Annotated in this window: 10 protein-coding genes; 8 read left to right on the top strand and 2 right to left on the bottom strand. The window is 45.1% G+C overall.

Annotated elements, in window-relative coordinates:
- Positions 1 to 367: 367 nt before the first annotated feature.
- Entirely contained in the window at positions 368 to 811 is a 444-nt protein-coding gene (locus tag AC59IL_RS08745; protein ID WP_496551726.1) for a sensor histidine kinase, read from the top strand.
- A 290-nt stretch (positions 812 to 1,101) separates the two neighbouring features.
- Here AC59IL_RS08745 and AC59IL_RS08740 read toward each other — a convergent pair whose 3' ends face one another.
- Entirely contained in the window at positions 1,102 to 1,908 is an 807-nt protein-coding gene (locus AC59IL_RS08740) for a C40 family peptidase (RefSeq protein WP_496551725.1), read from the bottom strand.
- Positions 1,909 to 2,381: 473 nt separating this feature from the next.
- Here AC59IL_RS08740 and dnaE point away from each other — a divergent pair, with 473 nt between their 5' ends.
- The 5 genes from dnaE (at position 2,382) to AC59IL_RS08715 (ending at position 11,075) form a co-directional block, all read left to right on the top strand.
- Positions 2,382 to 6,023 carry a DNA polymerase III subunit alpha gene (gene dnaE, locus AC59IL_RS08735; protein ID WP_496551724.1) on the top strand — a complete coding sequence of 1,214 codons (3,642 nt, stop codon included), beginning with the start codon at positions 2,382 to 2,384 and terminating at the stop codon, positions 6,021 to 6,023.
- A gap of 232 nt (positions 6,024 to 6,255) precedes the next feature.
- Positions 6,256 to 6,573, top strand: a complete 318-nt coding sequence (trxA, locus tag AC59IL_RS08730; RefSeq protein WP_496551723.1) for a thioredoxin — start codon at positions 6,256 to 6,258, stop codon at positions 6,571 to 6,573.
- Positions 6,574 to 6,724: 151 nt separating this feature from the next.
- Positions 6,725 to 7,180, top strand: coding sequence for a thioredoxin (gene trxA / locus AC59IL_RS08725; RefSeq protein ID WP_496551722.1), 456 nt, complete (start codon positions 6,725 to 6,727; stop codon positions 7,178 to 7,180).
- Between the two features lie 161 nt (positions 7,181 to 7,341).
- The gene (locus AC59IL_RS08720) at positions 7,342 to 9,105 is read left to right on the top strand and encodes a carboxypeptidase-like regulatory domain-containing protein (protein ID WP_496551721.1); all 1,764 of its coding nucleotides are present in this window, start codon (positions 7,342 to 7,344) and stop codon (positions 9,103 to 9,105) included.
- Between the two features lie 203 nt (positions 9,106 to 9,308).
- Positions 9,309 to 11,075 carry a carboxypeptidase-like regulatory domain-containing protein gene (locus AC59IL_RS08715; protein ID WP_496551720.1) on the top strand — a complete coding sequence of 589 codons (1,767 nt, stop codon included), beginning with the start codon at positions 9,309 to 9,311 and terminating at the stop codon, positions 11,073 to 11,075.
- 89 nt (positions 11,076 to 11,164) lie between these two features.
- On the opposite strand, the gene AC59IL_RS08710 is transcribed toward AC59IL_RS08715, so the two are convergent.
- Entirely contained in the window at positions 11,165 to 12,412 is a 1,248-nt protein-coding gene (locus tag AC59IL_RS08710) for a nucleoside permease (RefSeq protein WP_496551719.1), read from the bottom strand.
- 334 nt (positions 12,413 to 12,746) lie between these two features.
- Between AC59IL_RS08710 and mqnE the strand changes: the two genes are divergently transcribed.
- Positions 12,747 to 13,916, top strand: a complete 1,170-nt coding sequence (mqnE, locus tag AC59IL_RS08705; protein ID WP_496551718.1) for an aminofutalosine synthase MqnE — start codon at positions 12,747 to 12,749, stop codon at positions 13,914 to 13,916.
- Positions 13,917 to 14,723: 807 nt separating this feature from the next.
- A complete protein-coding gene (locus AC59IL_RS08700) occupies positions 14,724 to 20,777 on the top strand; it encodes an HYR-like domain-containing protein (RefSeq protein ID WP_496551717.1) in 6,054 nt (2,017 codons plus the stop codon).
- The last annotated feature ends 82 nt before the right edge of the window (positions 20,778 to 20,859 follow it).

The following is a 20,859-nucleotide window of genomic DNA, read 5'->3' as shown; positions in this document are numbered from 1 at the left end:
AACGTCAACCCAACACGCATTAAACGTCATAGCAACACGCATAAGTGTCATTTTACCCTTTAATGACTGATAATGGTGTAATCAACGCTTATTAAAAACACGTAGATTTTAAATAGAAACCTTTAGCGTCCCTGTATACTTTAGTCTATTTTTCATTATAACATTACCTTCTTTGATGCGTTCGCCTCTTTTCTGTCGTTATTTTGTTTCAGCATTTAACGATGCGGGAGTTCCTGGAAAAAGCCCTGATGAAAAGACCTAACGATCCGTAGCTTAAAATATCAATCCGTAGCCTGTCAGCAATTTGTGATTCGTACCCTGTTGGAACCGTTAATCAATTTTGATCACAATTTTTAAAAGTCCTGTTATGAAAAGCTTGTCATTTGAAACCCCTGCCACACCGGCCATTGCACAAACCAGCAGCACCACTAATTCAGTTTCGCTTCACAAACTGGTAGACCAGTTGATGAACAGCTTCATTCCTTTGGCTGTTAACAAACACAGCTTCATTATCAACGATGTAGATGAAACCTTTCAGCTGAATGCCGATGAGCAGGTATTAGCCTTTGTAGTTGGCAACCTGTTAAACAACGCTATTTCCAGCTCAGCAAGCGTTTGCATTCGCATCGAAGCCGTTAAAAAAGCCGATGGCGTACACATTCGCGTTCGCAACAACGGTTCTTATTTTTACAGCAGCGTAGCCCATGGTTTTTCGCAGGTAGTAGAAGCCGCCCGTACTTTAGGTGGAAATATCAATATCTATAACCAGCGCAACGAAGGAACTGTGATTACTTTGTCGATGGCAGCGTAAAAGCCCAGGCAGTAGGCAGTGTCGTTGACATTTGTACCTGTTGAATTAATTACCGGCACCCTAAGAAATGGCAGTAGGCAATGGGCAGTGTCGTTGACATTTGTACCTGTTGAATTAATTACCGGCACCCTATAGAAAAAAGGCTGTAGGCAATGGGCTGTAGGCAGTTTCGTTGAAATTCAAAGCTGTTGAATGAGTTTTAACAACCCGTTTGGGAATTTGAGTGAACGAAAAATATCAGTCTTCTCAAAGCGCGGAACAACCATAAACTACAAACCACAAACCCGAAACTACTTTATCCTTCCTCCCCCTGCATACCGCCTGGCAAAATAGTCTTCGTCGAGGTCGCTGATCATTACCCCGCTGCTGGTAGAAGCATGAACAAACTTGTTATTGCACAGGTAAACACCCACATGCGAGATACCCCCTTTGGGTCCGCGGGTTTTGAAAAATACCAGGTCGCCCTGGTGCAGTTTCTTTTTCTTAATATGTTTACAGTCGAGATATTGTTCTTCTGAAGTTCGTGGAAGCTCCTTATCGTAATACGCCATCATAAAAGCCTGTGTAAAGGCGCTGCAATCTACCCCCTTTCGGGTTTCACCACCATATTTGTACCGCACACCATACCAGCTGTCGATGGTTTCGATCAGCTTATTATCATTTATCATCTCTACAGGCACATCCAGCAAAATAGCATACTTAAAAAACAGCGGCGGACTTAATTCAATTCCAATGGCTTTACGATGTTTGCGGGGCAGGTCGTGTATAATATTTTCTTCTTCAGGAGTAAGTGCGGCCAGTTTTTTCGAAGGACTTACAACTCTTTTTGTTGATGTGGTGCTGCCCGAACCGGCGCTTTTTGTAGTAGTTGTGGAGCTTTTGGCTGAAGATTTACCTGTTTTGCTGCTCTTTTTTTTACTGCCCCCGTCCTGGCCTCCGTCATCATCCTCACCAATGGTAATGTTATCAATAAATTCAGGGTCCCCAACGGGTAACACAGAGGTATCGGCCGCCACCTTATCGTGGGGGATCGGGTGCCGGGCTACCGCTGAAGAAAGAGCCAACAGGACGGATATAAATAAAACCAGATGCTTCACAGGACTGGTAATTTAGTTTTCAGAGTTTTCTTCTCCCCTAACCTGCCTTTCGGGCCGGTTTAACAAAGTAAACAAGCCCCAAAAACCGGTCTGTTCCACCGGAAAGAGCCCACAAAAATAGCAAATACATTGCCAGATGTGGCAATTAAATTCCGCCGCAAGCCAGGGTCCACTGGCTCCCGCCTTGTTCCGCCAGTGCGGGACCAAAAAACCATCATAATTTCATAATATATTTATGCAGGTGGTGTGGATAGAATTTTATCCCGTTCACTATTGATTAAAGAACTTTATACCACAATTTCGTGTTTTAATGCAATAGGGTTTTGTATTGGAAATGAGTAGTTTAAGAACCAACTACCATTTACCTGATACCAGTTGCCGGTTACCTGGTACCAGGAACCCGGTAACCAGTAACTCAAACCCAAAATACAAAACAAAGAACTTAGAACTAAGAACATAGAACTAAATAACACATGTGTAAATTTTCTCACTTACACGTACATACACAATTTTCACTACTCGATGGCGCCGCGTCGATACAGAATCTTTATAAAAAAGCCATCAAAAACAACATGCCGGCTATTGCCATTACCGATCACGGCAATATGTTCGGCGCCTTTGAATTTGTTTCAGAAGCCTATAAACACAAAAACGACGATGGCACCCTGAAAGTTAAGCCTATTGTTGGCTGTGAGTTTTATGTGGTTGCAGACCGTCATCGCAAAGTGTTTTCAAAAGAACTAAAAGACGAGCGGTACCATCAGGTGCTGCTGGCAAAAAATAAAACCGGTTACCAGAACCTGGTCAAGCTTACCTCCCTCGGTTATATCGAGGGTATGTACAGCAAATACCCGCGTATCGATAAAAGCCTGATCGAAAAATACCACGAAGGCCTGATCGCCACCACCTGTTGCATCGGCGCCTATGTGCCGCAAACCATCCTGCACGAAAGCGAAGAGAAAGCCGAACAGGAATTTAAATGGTGGCTCGATATGTTTGGCGAGGATTATTTTATTGAGATCCAGCGCCACAATATCAAAGAGCAGGAAATCATCAACCAAACTTTACTGAAGTTTTCAAAAAAATATAACGTTCCGGTAATTGCTACCAACGACAGCCATTATACCGATCAGGACGATTATAACGCGCACGACATTTTGCTGTGCATCAACACCGGCGAAAAGAAAAGCACACCGGGTTATGATGATTTTGTAAACGACGACACCAACATTAAAGACCGCCGTTTCAAATTTCCCAACGACCAGTTTTATTTTAAAACACCCGAAGAAATGTCGGCCCTGTTCAGCGACATTCCCGAGTCGATCGACAATACCAACATGATCGTTGACCGGGTTGAAGTACTGAACCTGAAAAAAGACATTCTGCTGCCGGCCTTTCCGCTGCCCAAAGAATTTCAGGTGCATGAAGACAACAACCTGAACCAGTGGGAATTTCTGAAGCACCTTACCATGCTCGGCGCCAAAGAACGCTATGTTGATATAACACCCGATATTCAGGAGCGGCTCGATTTTGAGCTGTTTACCATTAAAACCATGGGGTTTGCGGGTTACTTCCTCATCGTAAGCGACTTTATTAAAGTCGGCCGGGAACGGGGTGTGTTCATTGGCCCTGGTCGTGGTTCGGCAGCGGGCAGTGCGGTGGCTTATTGTATCGGCATTACCAACATCGACCCCATTAAATACAACCTGCTGTTCGAGCGCTTTCTGAACCCCGACCGTAAGTCGATGCCGGATATCGATACCGACTTCGACGATGAAGGTCGTCAGAAAGTGATCGATTATGTGGTGGAAAAATATGGCAATAACCAGGTGGCTCAGATCATTACCTACGGTACCATGGCTGCCAAAAGCAGTATTAAAGACGTAGCCCGTGTGCTTGACCTACCCCTGGTAGAATCGAATGCCCTGGCTAAAATGGTGCCTGAAAAACCCGGTATTGAACTCAGGCGGGTGTTGAAAGCTCCGTTAACGGCCAAAGAAGGCGAAAAATCGCTCGAAGAAAAAGACGGTATTGGGCCAGATGAATTAGAAGTCATTAAAAAGCTGCGTGAAATATACAACGGGGCCGGTCTTACCGCCACTGTATTGCACGAAGCAGAAAGGCTCGAAGGGTCTGTTCGTAATACCGGTATACATGCCGCTGGTATTATCATCGCCCCCCGGGACCTCACCGACCTCATTCCGGTTTGTACCGCCAAAGACTCCAGCTTATGGGTTACCCAGTTTGAGGGAAGCCTCATTGAAGACGCCGGGGTAATCAAGATGGACTTTTTGGGTTTGAAAACCCTTACCATCATTAAAAACGCCCTGCGGCTGATAAAGGAAAATCATGGCGTAGAAATAGATATCGATACCATACCGCTCGATGATCCCAAAACATTCGAGCTGTACCAAAAGGCCGATACCATCGGTACGTTCCAGTTCGAAAGTCCGGGTATGCAAAAATACCTGCGCGACCTGAAGGCCGACCAGTTTTCGGACCTCATCGCCATGAACGCCTTGTACCGTCCCGGCCCGCTCGCTTACATTCCCAACTTCATCGATCGTAAACATGGCCGCGAAACCATTTCCTACGATTTGCCCGAAATGGAGGAATACCTGAAAGATACCTATGGTATTACCGTGTATCAGGAGCAGGTGATGTTGCTGGCTCAAAAGCTGGCCGGCTTTAGTAAAGGGGATGCCGACGTACTGCGTAAGGCGATGGGTAAAAAGCAAAAGTCGGTACTTGATAAAATGAAAGCCCAGTTTGTTAAGGGTGCATCCGGGAAAGGACATCCGGCCGATAAACTGGAAAAAATATGGACCGACTGGGAAGCATTCGCCCAGTACGCGTTCAACAAATCGCACTCTACCTGTTATGCTTATGTGGCGTATCAAACGGCTTACCTGAAGGCCCACTACCCTTCTGAATACATGGCGGCCGTACTGAACAACGCCGGCAGCATTGAAAAGATCACCTTCTTTATGGAAGAGTGTAAGGCCATGGGCATTAAATGTCTTGGCCCCGATGTTAACGAATCGAAAAAAGGGTTTTCGGTAAATAAAAACGGAGATATCCGGTTTGGAATGGCGGGCATGAAAGGCGTAGGCGAAGCTGCCGTGGAAAGCCTTATTGAAGAACGCGAAAAGAACGGGCCGTTTGTATCGATCTTCGACATGATCAAACGTGTTAACCAACGCACGGTAAATAAGAAAACGCTTGAAAGTTTGGCTTATGCCGGCGGATTTGATTGTTTTCCCGATATGCACCGCGCCCAGTACTTTTTTACACCGCCCAACGATACCAGCACCGGTCTCGAAAAGATCGTACGGTTCGGCAACATTTACCAGGCACAGAATACCCAAAGCAGCAATACGCTGTTTGGCGACCTGCCTGCGGTAATGGATATTGCGCCGCCTAAAATTCCGCCCTGCGAACCATGGGCATTAACCGAGTTGCTGAATTACGAAAAAGAAGTAACCGGAATGTTCATGAGCGGCCATCCGCTCGACCATTTCAGGTTCGAAATAAAGCATTACGGCATTACCACCATGGCCGAATTCAACGAAATAAAAGAAACCTTAGCCATTCAACCCAATCCCGGTCGCCCCTTCAGGCTGGCAGGATTGGTAATTGACGCCCAGCACCGGGTAACGCGTACCGGCAGGCAGTTCGGTGCTTTAACCATCGAAGATTATTCGGGCAAAAGTGAGTTTATGCTGTGGAGCGACGACTATATGCGCTTTACCAATTATCTCGAAAAAGGCAAGAACCTGTTTATTACCGGCGCCTTTAAAACCCGGTTCAACAAGCAGGAATATGAGTTTAAGGTAGAAAAGATCATTCTGTTGGAAAGCATCAAACAAATTCTAACAAAACAGGTTATTATAGATGTTGAGGCGAGATACCTTAATGAGGAGATGGTTCGGTTCTTTGAAAAGAACCTGAAGTCGTTCCCGGGGCGTTCGGGTTTGAAGTTTAATATAAAAGAACCTAAAAGCCAATGTAAGATCAGTTTGCAAACCCTTGAAACCGGCGTTGAAATGAATGACGAAATGGCCGCTTTTTTACAAAGCCATCCCGAAATTGACGTGCAGGTGGTAACGACATAAAGGATTGAAAGTTACCGGTTACCTGTTTCCTGTTACCTGAAAACCTGTGAATTGTCATTTACCGGAAACCGGCAACTGGTAACCGGCAACTGGCAACCAGAAACTGGTAAACTGGCAGGTTTTCAGAATGGCACAAAATTCGTCGAATTAATGACAAAACTTTAAAAAATAATTGTTCAACTTTACATTAGCAATTCGATTTCAATACTAAATAATACTAAATTTTATATTTATGGCTTTAGAATTTACAGACACAAACTTTCAGGAAAAAGTTCTCTCTTCAGATAAATTAACTGTAGTTGATTTTTGGGCTGAATGGTGTGGACCCTGCCGTGCTATCGGTCCGGTAATTGAGGATTTATCTAAAGAATATGATGGTAAAATAAATGTAGGTAAAGTAAACGTAGACCACAATCCGCAGTTATCAATTAACTACGGCGTTACTTCTATCCCCGCTATTCTTTTCATAAAAGACGGCAAAGTGGTAGATAAGCTGGTTGGTGCGCAACCAAAAAGCAATTTTGTGAAAAAGATCGAGCAGCATATATAATCAGTTCGCTGATATAAGTTATATATAGCGGTCTGCCAGCTGGCAGACCGCTTTTGTTTGTGCATACTTCTACTTCATACTTCTTACTTCCAAATTCCTATATATTCTCAACTTTCTATATCTTACAATCCGAATCCTTATAATCAACCACATGAAATCAATCCGTTTCTTTTCATTTCTAATTCCGGTAATAGCCCTGTTTATTGGTGCCGGTCATTTATCCGGTAATAATACCCCGGCCAATATGGTAACGGGTAATCATATAGCTGCCATTGAAGATGGCAAAGAGCATCCTGTAGAATTCACCGACAACAACTTTCAGAGCAAAGTACTTTCCTCCGATAAACTATCTGTTGTTGACTTTTGGGCAACCTGGTGCGGCCCCTGCCGGGCAATGGGCCCTGTAATTGAAGACTTATCAAAAGATTACAAAGACAAAGTGAACATAGGGAAAGTGAATGTCGATGATAATCCGAAGGTTACCACGTCATACGGCATTACATCTATCCCTACTATTCTGTTCATAAAAAACGGCAAAGTGGTAGATAAAACAGTGGGAGTATATCCAAAAAGCTATCTGATAAAAAAGATCAAAAAATATATGTGATTTAACTAACATAATTAACTATTTTAAAAAGCGGTTCCCCAAAGGAGCCGCTTTTTACTTCCTGCTTCTTTTTCTTTGTTCTGTCTTCCCATTGCCCATTGCCTATTGCCTATTGCCCTTTCTTTACGTACCTTAGTTTCCGTTATACCAAAAACACCGCCATGAAATCAATCCTTTCTTTCGCGTTGATGGCCATCATTACGACCATCATTATTACTGTCAGTTGCCAGAAATCAAATACCGATGGCCCTGATAACCCTAACAAACCCATTGAATATGTTACCGCTACCATTACCGGCAGAATATTGGACGAAAGCGGCCAGCCTGTAAGCGCTGCTGCGGTAAAAGCAGGAAGCACCGCAACCACAACCGACATTAACGGCAGTTTCAGAATTACCAATGTGAGCCTCGATAAAAACGCAGGTTTTATTAAAGTAGAAAAAGACGGCTTCTTTCAGGGCAGCCGCACAATTATCGTAAATGCAGGAGCGGTTAATTATATATCGCTTCAGCTTATTAAAAAAACAGTGTCCGGCACAGTTAGTGCCGCCAATGGAGGCAATGTCACCGTATCTTCGGGCGGAAGCATCAACTTCGGCGGCAACAGTTTCGTAAATACCGGCACTACCAGCGCCTACACTGGTACGGTTTCGGTGAGCGCCTTTTTTATCAATCCGGCAGCCTCCAACTTCAACGATATTATGCCCGGTACCCTGCGAGGTATCAATGCATCGAACCAGGAAACGGGTTTACAATCATTCGGAATGATGGCGGTTGAATTAACCGGCGCGGGCGGCGAAAAGCTGCAACTGGCATCCGGCAAAACAGCTACCCTCACCTTCCCTATTCCGGCAGCTTTACAGGCCTCAGCGCCTGCTACTATTCCTCTATGGAGTTTTAACGATACCACCGGTTTATGGAAAGAAGAAGGCACTGCCACAAAACAAGGCACCAATTATGTTGGCACAGTTAGCCATTTTTCGTTCTGGAACTGCGATTACCCTTATGGCATGGTTGATTTTAAAGCCATCATCAAAGATCAAAACGGAAATCCTTTATTTCCCGCTCAGGTCGTAATGAAAACCACCAGTGATGCGGTTTCATCATACGGCTACGGTTATACCGATACAACGGGTTTCGTAAGCGGTAAAATACCAACCGGCAAAACATTTGAGTTGAAAATTTTCAATAAGTGCGGTACGGTATTGTATACGCAGAATGTTGGGCCTTTTAATTCAACAGCCGACCTCGGTACCATTACATTAACCACTACATCGTATACACAGGTTACTGTTTCGGGTTCTGTTGTCAATTGCAATGGAGTGGCCGTTACCAATGGCTTTGTGGATGTTAATATCGACAGCGTTCATACCCGCGCAGTTGTAACAAACGGAAGCTTCAATCTTACATTCAGCCGTTGCAACAACACACAAACTACAGGTTATGTTACGGCATACGATCTGAGCACCAGTCAAAGCGGTACTGCATCTGCCATTACAGTAACATCGGGAGCAGTAAATGCGGGTACATTAAGCGCTTGCGGAACTACCGTGGCTGAGTTCCTGAACTATACGATAAACAGCACAAATTATGGTTTTGTACCGCCGGCCGACTCACTGACTATGTATGGTTCGGTTAGCAACGGATATACTGTATGGGCTTCGCGAAAATCGGGTAACACCAGGGACCAGATATACCTGTCGTTCAAAGCATCAGGCACCGGAACAGTGCCTCTTAACTATGTGGTAATAGCCGTCAATAACAGCGAGTATGTTGAGCAATCGGCAGTTAACCTGAACATTACCGAATTTGGTACACCAGGTAATTACGTAAGCGGTAATTTCTCGGCCGTTCTAAAAGACACGCTGAATTCAAACACTACTGCACCTGTAACACTTAGTTTCAGAGCAAAAAGATATCAATAAAAGGTTACCCTGATATTTATAAAGTCATAACCAACTGCAAAAAGCGATTCCATCGGGATCGCTTTTTGTTTTAACGCGCTGAAAAAACCTCATTCGGTCAGGTCTCTGTTGTGTTCTTAGTACTTCCTGCTTTCGACCTCAAACACCCAACTGATTCCGTGTTATTGCCGTACTTAATTTTAGCTACACCAAAACACACTGCCATGAAATCAATTCTTTCTTTGGCACTGATGACTATTATTACAGCCATCTTCATTACTTTCAGTTGCCAAAAGTCAAATAACGATTTACCCCACAACCCCAATAACAAACCCATCGAATATGTTACCGCTACCGTTATCGGGCGCGTATTGGACGAAAGCGGCCAGCCTGTAAGCGGCGCCGCTGTAAAAGCAGGAAGTGCTGCTACCACAACCGACATCAACGGCAATTTCAGAATTACCAATGTAAGCCTCGATAAAAATGCAGGTTTTATTAAAGTAGAAAAAGACGGTTTCTTTCAGGGCAGCCGCACAATTATCGTAAATGCAGGAGTGGTTAATTATATATCGCTTCAGCTTATTAAAAAAACAGTGTCCGGCACAGTTAGTGGCAGCAGCGGAGGCCATATTACCGTTCCTTCGGGTGGAAGCATTAGCTTTGGCGGCAACAGTTTTGTGAACATCGGTACCAACAGCGCCTATACCGGTACGGTTTCGGTGAGCGCCTTTTTTATCGATCCGGCGGCATCCAACTTCAACGAAATTATGCCCGGTACCCTGCGCGGCATCAATGCATCGAACCAGGAAACCGGTTTACAATCATTCGGTATGATGGCGGTTGAATTAACCGGCGCCGGTGGCGAAAAATTACAACTGGCATCCGGCAAAACCGCTACCCTCACCTTCCCCGTTCCGGCTGCCTTACAGGCCTCAGCGCCAGCCACTATTCCTTTGTGGAGTTTTAACGATACCACCGGTTTGTGGAAAGAAGATGGCACTGCTACAAAACAAGGCACTAACTATGTGGGTACGGTTAGCCATTTTTGTTTCTGGAACTGTGATTATCCCTATGCGCTCGTTTATTTTAAAGCCATCATCAAAGATCAGAACGGGAATCCTTTATTTCATGCTCAGGTTGTACTGAAAATAACCGGTGATGCGGTTTCATCGTATGGCTGCGGAAATACCGATACTACGGGTTTGGCATGTGGTAAAATACCTGCCGGCAAAACCTTTCAACTGAAAATATTCAACATGTGTGGCACTTTGTTGTATACACAGGATATTGGTCCTTTTAATGCGACTGCTGACCTGGGTACAATTACCGTAACCAATGCATCGTATGCACAGGTTACCATTTCGGGTTCAGTTGTAAACTGTAATGGAGTGGCCGTTACCAATGGCTTTGTGGATGTTAATGTCGACAACTTTCATAACCGGGCCGTTGTAACAAACGGAAATTTCAGTGCTACATTCACCCGTTGCAACAGCACACAAACTACAGGTTATGTTACGGCATACGATATGAGCACCAATCAAAACGGGCCCGCCGGCAGTTTTACGGTCACAACAGGCGCCGTAAACGTGGCACAACTAAGTGCCTGTGGCACTACGGTTTCGCAATTCCTGAACTATACTTTAAATAACACGAATTATAGTTTTGTACCGCCGGCCGACTCATTTGGCATATATGGTTCTGTTAACAACAGGTACACTGTATGGGCTGCACGTAAAAGCGGTAACACCAGAGACCAGGTTTATCTGTCGTTCAATGCCTCGGGTACCGGATCAGTGCCACTCAGCTGGATAACAATATACCTCAATAACAGCCAGTATGTTCCGCAATCGACCATTAACCTGAACATTACCGAATTTGGTACACCGGGCAACTATGTAAGCGGCAATCTGTCGGCTGTTCTTAAAGACACGCTGAATTCGGGCAATACGGCCCCCGTTACACTTAGTTTCAGAGCAAGAAGACCTCAATAGTAAACTGGTTGCAGGTTACATGTAACAGGTTACAGATTGCAGGCCTTGTAACCTGAAACCTGTAACCTGTACCATACTGCCTATTGCCCTTAATGTTGCATCGCCACCTTACCCGCCTGCTGACGATCATGTTTATATTTAAACACCAGCGGGAAAACGATACCTAACAACAGCGCATAGCCGGCAAAACTAAACCAGATAGAACGCCAGTCTTTAACCCCGCCGATAGTGAAATAATCTACCACACGTCCGCTGATATAATTTCCCAGGAAAGCGCCAATGCCATTCGTCATCAGCATAAATAAACCCTGGGCGCTGGCCCTGATTTTCATATCGGCTTCCTTTTCTACAAACAAAGAACCGGAGATATTAAAGAAGTCGAAAGCCATTCCGTAAATAATCATGGAAAGGATGAGCAGCCAAAGCCCCTCACCGGGGTCGCCAATGGCAAACAGGCCGAAACGGAATACCCATGCGAAAATGCTCATCAGCATTACCTGCTTTATACCAAACCGTTTTAAAAAGAAAGGAATGGTGAGGATAAACAGCGTTTCAGAAATCTGTGAAATGGAAATTAACACATTGGAATGCTTTACACCAAAAGCATTCGGATAGGCATTTTTAAAATCAGCGAGGAAAGTTGAGCCGAACGTATTGGTTATTTGCAGGGCCGCGCCCAGCAACATGGCAAACAAAAAAAAGATGATCATCTTTTTTCTTTTAAACAATACAAAAGCATCAAGCCCCAGTGAGGAAGCAAGGCTTTTCTTTTCGGTTGATTTAACGGGCGGGCAGCCGGGCAGGGTAAACGCATACACACCGAGCAACAGGCCCGAACCGGCGCTGATGTACAACTGCAGGGGGCTTAAATTAAACCCGCAAAGGTCTACCATCCACATAGCGGCAATAAAACCGATAGTACCCCATACCCTGATGGGTGGAAAATCCTTTACAATATTTAAACCTCTTTTTTCAAGAACGATAAACGACACGGTATTGTTCAACCCGATGGTGGGCATAAACACAAACGAATTCAGCAGCATGATCAGGTACAACGTGGGATAATCGGTTACTTTAGAGGCCCAGAATAACAAAAGGGCGCCGATAATATGAGCAAGGCCAAATACCCGTTCGGCATTCAGCCACCGGTCGGCCACAATGCCAAACAGCGCCGGTGTGAAAATGGAGGCAATTCCCATGGTGCCATATATGCTGCCTACCTGCACTCCGTTAAAATGCAGTACATTAAACATATATGCTCCCAGTGAAATAAGCCATGAACCCCAAACAAAAAATTCCAGAAAATTCATTAGAATAAGCCGAATTCTGATATTCACTACGAAATAGATTTGGTTGTAAAAGATTGTTGCGGCGCCCAACCGGGCGTTGGGCTGTTCATTATGGTTTAGGAAGGGAAGATAAAGAATTTTAAACCAATAGGCAATACGCAATAAGCAATACGCAATAAGCAATAAGCAAGCAATAGACAATAAGCAATCTCTAAACGCAGTCATCACACTAATAGTACACCAATTGCTAATTGCCCTGACGCCCCTTGCTTATTGCCTGTTTTTATTGTGAGTTGTCTATTGCCAATTGCCATTTGATTTTCCTGTAACTTTGCTGCCGTTTCTTTGTTACACATAAGAAAAGGAAGAAAAATTCGATCAAATGAGTACTAATATCCAGGCTGTTATAGCAGCAGAAAAAGATCCTGCCCTTCGTACCGTAGCTGAAAAAATAGTTAACCGCCAGCGCATCAGCCCCGAAGACGGATTGTTATTGTTCGAAAAAGGCGGATTGCCTTTTCTCGGCGCCCTGGCCAATTTTGTTCGCGAACGCCTGCATGGCGACACCACTTATTTCAATCGTAATTTTCATATAGAACCCACCAATGTTTGTGTTTTTGCCTGTTCGTTTTGTTCATACAGCCGCCTGTATGCCCATCGCGAAGAAGGATGGGAACTGACAAACGACCAGATGCTGAACATTGTAAAAGGCTACGATGGCAAACCGGTTACCGAGGTGCATATCGTAGGCGGCGTTCATCCTAAATTAACCCTCGAATTTTTTGCCGACCTGTTACGCAAAATAAAAGCCCACCGGCCCAACCTGCATATAAAAGGCTTTACCCCTGTTGAGCTTGATTATATGTTTCGCAAAGCCAAAATGAGCGTTGAAGATGGTATGAAATACCTGCACGAAGCCGGTCTGGATTCATTACCCGGCGGCGGCGCCGAAATATTTCATCCCGAAGTGCGGGAAAAGATCTGCGCCGATAAAGTAGATGCCGAAGGCTGGCTGAAAATTCATGAAACCGCTCACCAATTGGCTATGCACAGCAATGCCACCATGTTATACGGACATATTGAAGAATTCCGTCACCGTATCGATCATATGGAACGGCTGCGTCAGTTACAGGATAAAACAGGTGGCTTTAATACATTTATTCCACTTAAGTTCCGCAATAAAGATAACGACATGAGCAATGTGCCCGAGTCGGGCATTATTGAAGATATGCGCATGTACGCCATTGCGCGGTTGTACATGGATAACTTCCCTCACCTGAAAGCATACTGGCCCATGCTTGGCCGTCAAAACGCCCAGCTAACTTTATCGTTTGGTGTAAACGATATCGACGGCACCATCGACGACTCCACTAAAATTTATTCCATGGCCGGGTCCGAAGAACAAAATCCTGCTATGTCTACAGCACAACTGGTAACGCTCATCAAACAGGCGAAAAGAAAACCGGTTGAACGCGACACACTGTACAATGTGATTCGTGATTATTCTGATATGAGCGTTGAGGAAATAGCGGTGAATCCGTTGATGAATTAGAGAAGGCAACGAGACATAAAAGTATAAGGTTTAAAGTTTAAGGTGTTCAAAATTCAGGCTGCATAATTATAGTCAACAAATTTAAATCGCGGCAGCACCTTATACTTTAAACTTTAAACCTTATACTTTAGGTTAATAACCGTTAGGCATAATTCAGCCTAACCGGTATTGACATATGTTAAATTCCGGGAAACATATTATAAAAAATTTTCTATTAAGAAAATTTTAATATAATCTTGTGCCTTGTTGTACTAAACACCTAAACCCGTCCCCTCTGTTGAATACCTCTCAATATTAAGTATGGTTCCCCCGGAACAGTATCCGCAGTGTACCGGATCAACTGTTTATATTTTTTCCGCCCTATACCATCAAGGTTTTGCTGGTAGCGATGTTCACAACATGGAACACCTTTAGTCATGTTCCGTGAAGGACATCTTTTTTTGCGATTGAAACATTTCAACCGCATGGTCAATTCATTTTGAAACGCTCGCCCATATCCTGGTGAATTTCCAATCAGTTTCATTACTCATATCAGAATGAAATGGAATCCCACTATCAGGAGTAACTGAAAAACCATCTCTTTTACTCTATTTATTCTGCGTGTAATTCGCAGCAGGGTTCTTTTTGCCTAACCTGTATATGAACGGCCCAATACCTTTTATGAATACATGATTAAAATCCATCTGCATAATTTATAAAAGGCCGCTCATAAATCGAACAGGAAAAGGACCCATATGCGAAGAACTGCAGTTTGCAGAAAGAAGAGCATTAGGAATTCCTTTTGGAAACTTTTCAAAACAACATTTTATGAGTACACCAGATTTACACATTAAAGAAAGGTGGTGGTACAAAGTCAGGGCATACTACCTGTATGCAATAGCGGTTGCCCTGCTTGCCTTATTTCGGCCATTACCTGTTAAAGCACAGAACATCTCGGCCAACCTTGACCAGGGTTCTAACGACAAAAGCACAACGCCATTAAGCCCGGTTGCATGGGTTAACGGCAACCTGAATGAAAATTCAGCACACTTTCGTGAAGGATATTCTGTTCCTTACCGCGCTGTGTTAAAAGGACTCACCGTAAACAAAACCTACACGCTGGTTATAGGGTACGATGTTAAAAATGGCGGCAAACAGGCGCTTGATTACCTTACACATTTTCAGCGACTGGAACCACATGCAATTTTCGGGCACGCTGCCGAAACCGTAAATCCTATACTGGATATTGCAGGTTTTCCGGCCTCTTATTTTACCACTACCGACACTTACCCCATTCCCCCACCGTCGAGTGCAACTTCGCCGGTAGCCGGACAACCGACCACAAGTTTTAATGCATTGCCTGCTGCAGAAAAGGTAATTACCGGTTACAATGCCGATATAACTGCCATGACCTATGCTTCGAATGGCGATTTAGGTGCAGCCCAGGCCGAAACAGTGATGAACATTACGTTCACCGCCAAAAAGGAAACGGTAGTTTTATCCTGGGGCGGTCATATAGCCAGCGTTGTCGACTGGGGCCACGACCCCGCTACCGGAGAGCCACGGTCGGCTACCGGCATCAGCGGTTCGCCCTATCATATGCGGCTAAAAGAATGGATCGTAGACGGAGAAGTAATTAGCATCGGTAACCAGGACAGGTCGCTGAAAACAGCAGCCGTGTTTGCGCCGCCTGAAAGTAATGTTGCCGGTCCTGCAAAAGCATGCTCCGATACTGCATCACTTAGCTATACTTCAACCGTTAGCGGCGATACTATTGGTATTACATACGCATGGAGCTTTTTAACCAATACTACCAATGCTATTATTGTTAACCCTACACTAAAAAATATTACCGTAAAACCATCATCCGGTTCATTCACTCCCGGAACATTTACGTTGCGGTTGATTGTTACCAATGGACATGGTTTAAAAGACACCAGCTACATCAATTCCAATACAGCACCGGGTGATGTGGTTACCATTACCAAAATAAATGTAGATGCAACCGCCACCCCCGATCACATCGATCTGGCGATATCGAACACGTCGCAATTAAATGCGTTGGTTTCGGGCGGTACAGGTCCATATACCTATAGCTGGTCGCCGGCAACGGGTTTAAGCAGTACTTCCATTGCCAACCCGGTATTTACCGCACCGGGCGGCGGTAATTTCCAGTTTATTGTAACCGTATATGATAACGGAACCGGTTGTACCGGAAAAGATACCATAATCATAAAGGTAGCTGCTTCTCAAATGCCTTGCGATGTAAGCGGTCCTTCACCCGTATGTCCGGGTTCATCGAATTTATACAACGGACCAGCCGATCCGAACGGATTGATCGGCTCATACCAATGGGTCATAAAATCAGTAGTGGGCAGCACCATCCAGGGCGCCAATAATCAATCATCTGTTACTGTAAAAGCAGGTACAAAATGTGGAATTGATACCTTGTTCGTAATGCTGACTTCGCCCAGTGGTTTGTTGCACGACACCTGCCACAAGGTTATTGTGATTGAAGATGTAACAGCGCCATCACTGTCAGGTGTACCTGCCAATGCAACCGTAGCATGCGCATCGAATGTGCCTGCACCGGCCAATGTAACGGCATCAGACAACTGCGGACTGGTTAGACTGAACTTTAGCCAGGTAACGCAGGACAGCACCTGTGTAAACAAATTCACTATCGTTCGCACATGGACAGCCACCGATTCGTGTGGAAATACCCAATCGGCTTCGCAAACCATTACTGTAAACGATAATGTGGCGCCCGTAATTACAGCCAACTTCGATAAAGACATATCGGTACAATGCATAAGCCAGATACCGGCTGTACCAACGCCAACTGCCAGCGACAATTGCAGCGGTGATATTCAACCTGCTTTCTCGGCTGTTGGTTCAGGCAAAGGTTGTGATTCAACAATCACCCGCAAATGGGTATTCAGCGATGCGTGTGGTAATAAAGATTCGGTAATGCAGGTAATTCATGTGAAAGACAATACAGCGCCTGTATTAAGCGGTTCAGCACCGGATGCCAGCTTCACATGCGCCAAAGATGTGCCTGCTCCACCGGTTATTACGGCTACCGACAATTGCGATGCCAACCCGGTTATTACTTACAGCCAGGTTACCAGCGACAGCACCTGTATAAACCATTTCACCTTAACCCGTAAATGGTATGCAACAGACAAGTGCGGTAATGTAAGTACTACCTTAACACAGGTGATTACGGTGAATGATAACACCAAACCGGTTATCACAGCCAACTTCGAAAAGGAAATATCGGTACAATGCGTAAACCAGATACCGGCCGCACCAACACCAACTGCCAGCGACAATTGCAGCGGTGATATTCAACCTGCTTTCTCGGCTGTTGGTTCAGGCAAAGGTTGTGATTCAACAATCACCCGCAAATGGGTATTCAGTGATGCGTGTGGTAATAAAGATTCGGTAATGCAGGTGATTCATGTGAAAGACGATACAGCGCCTGTATTAAGCGGTTCAGCACCGGATGCCAGCTTCACATGCGCCAAAGATGTGGCTGCTCCGCCGGTTATTACGGCTACAGACAATTGCGACGCCAACCCGGTTATTACCTACAGCCAGGTTACCAGCGACAGCACCTGTATAAACCATTTCACCTTAACCCGTAAATGGTATGCAACAGACAAGTGCGGTAATGTAAGTACTACCTTAACACAGGTGATTATGGTGAATGATAACACCAAACCGGTTATCACAGCCAACTTCGAAAAGGAAATATCGGTACAATGCGTAAGCCAGATACCGGCTGCGCCAACGCCAACTGCCAGCGACAATTGCAGCGGTGATATTCAGCCTGCATTTTCAGCTGTTGGTTCAGGCAAAGGCTGCGACAGCACCATCACCCGCAAATGGGTATTCACCGATGCGTGCGGTAATAAAGATTCGGTAATGCAGGTAATTCATGTGAAAGACAATACAGCACCTGTATTGAGCGGTTCGGCTCCTGATGCTAATTATACATGCGCTAAAGATGTGCCTGCTCCGCCGGTTATTACAGCTTCGGATAATTGCGACGCCAACCCGGTTATTACCTACAGCCAGGTTACCAGCGACAGCACCTGTATAAACCATTTCACATTAACCCGTAAATGGTATGCAACCGACAAGTGCGGTAATGTAAGCACTACCTTAACACAGGTGATTATGGTGAATGATAACACCAAACCGGTTATCACTGCCAACTTTGATAAGGAAATATCGGTACAATGCGTAAGCCAGATACCGGCCGCACCAACACCAACTGCCAGCGACAATTGCAGCGGTGATATTCAACCGGTATTGTCTGTCATTGGCTCAGGTAAAGCCTGTGATTCTGTTATCAGACGCATATGGACGTTTACTGATGCCTGCGGAAACCAGGATACCGTATCGCAGGTGATTCATGTGAAAGACAACACAGCGCCTGTACTCAGCGGTTCAGCACCGGATGCCAGCTACTCATGCGCCAAAGACGTACCTGCTCCGCCGGTTATTACGGCTACAGACAACTGCGACGCCAACCCGGTTATTACCTACAGCCAGGTTACCAGCGACAGCACCTGTATAAACCATTTCACATTAATCCGTAAATGGTATGCAACCGATAATTGCGGTAATGTAAGCACTACCTTAACACAGGTGATTATGGTGAATGATAACACCAAACCGGTTATCACTGCCAACTTTGATAAGGAAATATCGGTACAATGCGTAAGCCAGATACCGGCCGCACCAACGCCAACTGCCAGCGACAATTGCAGCGGTGATATTCAACCGGTATTGTCTGTCATTGGCTCAGGTAAAGCTTGTGATTCTGTTATCAGACGCATATGGACGTTTACTGATGCCTGCGGAAACCAGGATACCGTATCGCAGGTGATACATGTGAAAGACAACACGGCACCTGTACTCAGCGGTTCAGCTCCGGATGGAAGCTATGCATGCGCCAAAGACGTGCCTGCTAAGCCAACTATTACGGCTACTGATAATTGCGACGCTAATGCGGTTATTACTTACAGCCAGGTTACAAGCGACAGCACCTGTGTAAACCATTTCACCTTAACCCGTAAATGGTATGCAACCGACAAATGCGGTAATGTAAGCACTACCTTAACGCAGGTGATTACGGTGAATGATAACACCAAACCGGTTATCACCGCCAGCTTCGATAAGGAAATATCGGTACAATGCGTAAGCCAGATACCGGCTGCACCAACACCAACTGCCAGCGATAATTGCAGCGGTGATATTCAGCCTGCATTCTCAGCTGTTGGTTCAGGCAAAGCCTGTGATTCAACAATCACCCGCAAATGGGTATTCAGCGATGCGTGTGGTAATAAAGATTCGGTAATGCAGGTGATACATGTGAAAGACAACACGGCACCTGTACTCAGCGGTTCAGCTCCGGATGGAAGCTATGCATGCGCCAAAGACGTGCCTGCTAAGCCAACTATTACGGCTACTGATAATTGCGACGCTAATGCGGTTATTACTTACAGCCAGGTTACAAGCGACAGCACCTGTGTAAACCATTTCACCTTAACCCGTAAATGGTATGCAACAGACAAATGCGGTAATGTAAGCACTACCTTAACGCAGGTAATTACCGTAAACGACAATCAAAAACCTGTGATTGTGTTTAAACCGGCCGACGCCACCGTTGCCTGCACTGTTAAACCTGTATTTGGTACTCCGGTATTCAGCGACAATTGCGGTTCATTGAAAGTAGATTCTGCTACCTGGGTCGAAGGCACCAGCTGTCCGTATAAAAATATACGCAGATGGATTGCAACAGACGCCTGTGGTAACATGGACTCTGTACGCCAAACCATCACTGTTAATTGCTGTATAGTTAACTGTACCTTTACACAGGGCTTCTACGGCAATACGGGTGGCAAAGGCTGTACTACAAAAGGAAGTTTATCTACAGCAAAACAAAAGATGACGGCAGCAGTTGATGCACAGGCAGGTGATTCGGTTTACTTTGGTTTGAAATCGACCGGTAAATTCTTCACCCTGTTCCTGATCGATGTCAACAACGATTACATCTTCAATTTGTTACCGGGCGGTGGTACACCGGCTGCCCTGAAAGGATATGCTACATACACCAAACCGGGCACATGGCCCAATGTTCCGCTCGAAACCAAACAAAACCAGTATGGTAAAATAAAGAACAACCTGTTATCACAAACTATGACCTTGTTCTTTAACATGTTTGGAAGCAGCGATCTGCCGGGAATGGCCATTATGAGCGATTCGCTGTTTACTTCGAAACAAACAAGCTGTGGAAGTGGCAAGCCGGTTGCTAAGGTAGACACCTTTATACTGCCATCTAAAGTGGTACAATATCTGCAAACGACCGGAACGGCTACCGTTAAAGGATTGTTCGACCTGGCAAACAGGTATCTTGGCGGACAAACCGTTTCAGGCATATCAGCATCTGATGTAAATAATGCAGTGGATGTTATTAATAATGCATTCGACGAGTGTGCATTACTGGCAGGATGGGGCAAAAGCACAACTGTTGTTAACGACATCACCAGCCGTTCGGCTACTGTTGTTACCGGTGACAACAATACCACCATCGCTACAGGTAACATGCAGCTTTCGGTATTCCCCAATCCTTACGGATCGGTAGTTAATTTCCGTTTCAAAACAGCCGTATCGGGCCGGGTTGAACTGGTTATTTACGATATCGTAGGCGCCCGCCTCGCAGTGATCAATAAAGGATATATTCAGGCAGGAACATGGCAAATGATTCAGTACCATGTACCGGCAGGAACACATCCAACATTGGTTTACCGTTTATTCACAGGAAACAAGGCAATGTCGGGTAAGATATTACCTTACCGAAATGAATAAACAGCGTCTTTGAACAGTTGCATAAACTGTAATCCCGCCCTGCTTTTGCGGGACGGGATTTTTTATTGGTTGGGAAACAGTT

Source organism: Niastella sp. sgz303648, from assembly GCF_059587045.1.
The sequence above is the reverse complement of the archived record's forward strand: the minus strand, read 5'-3'. Positions and strand labels throughout refer to the sequence as shown.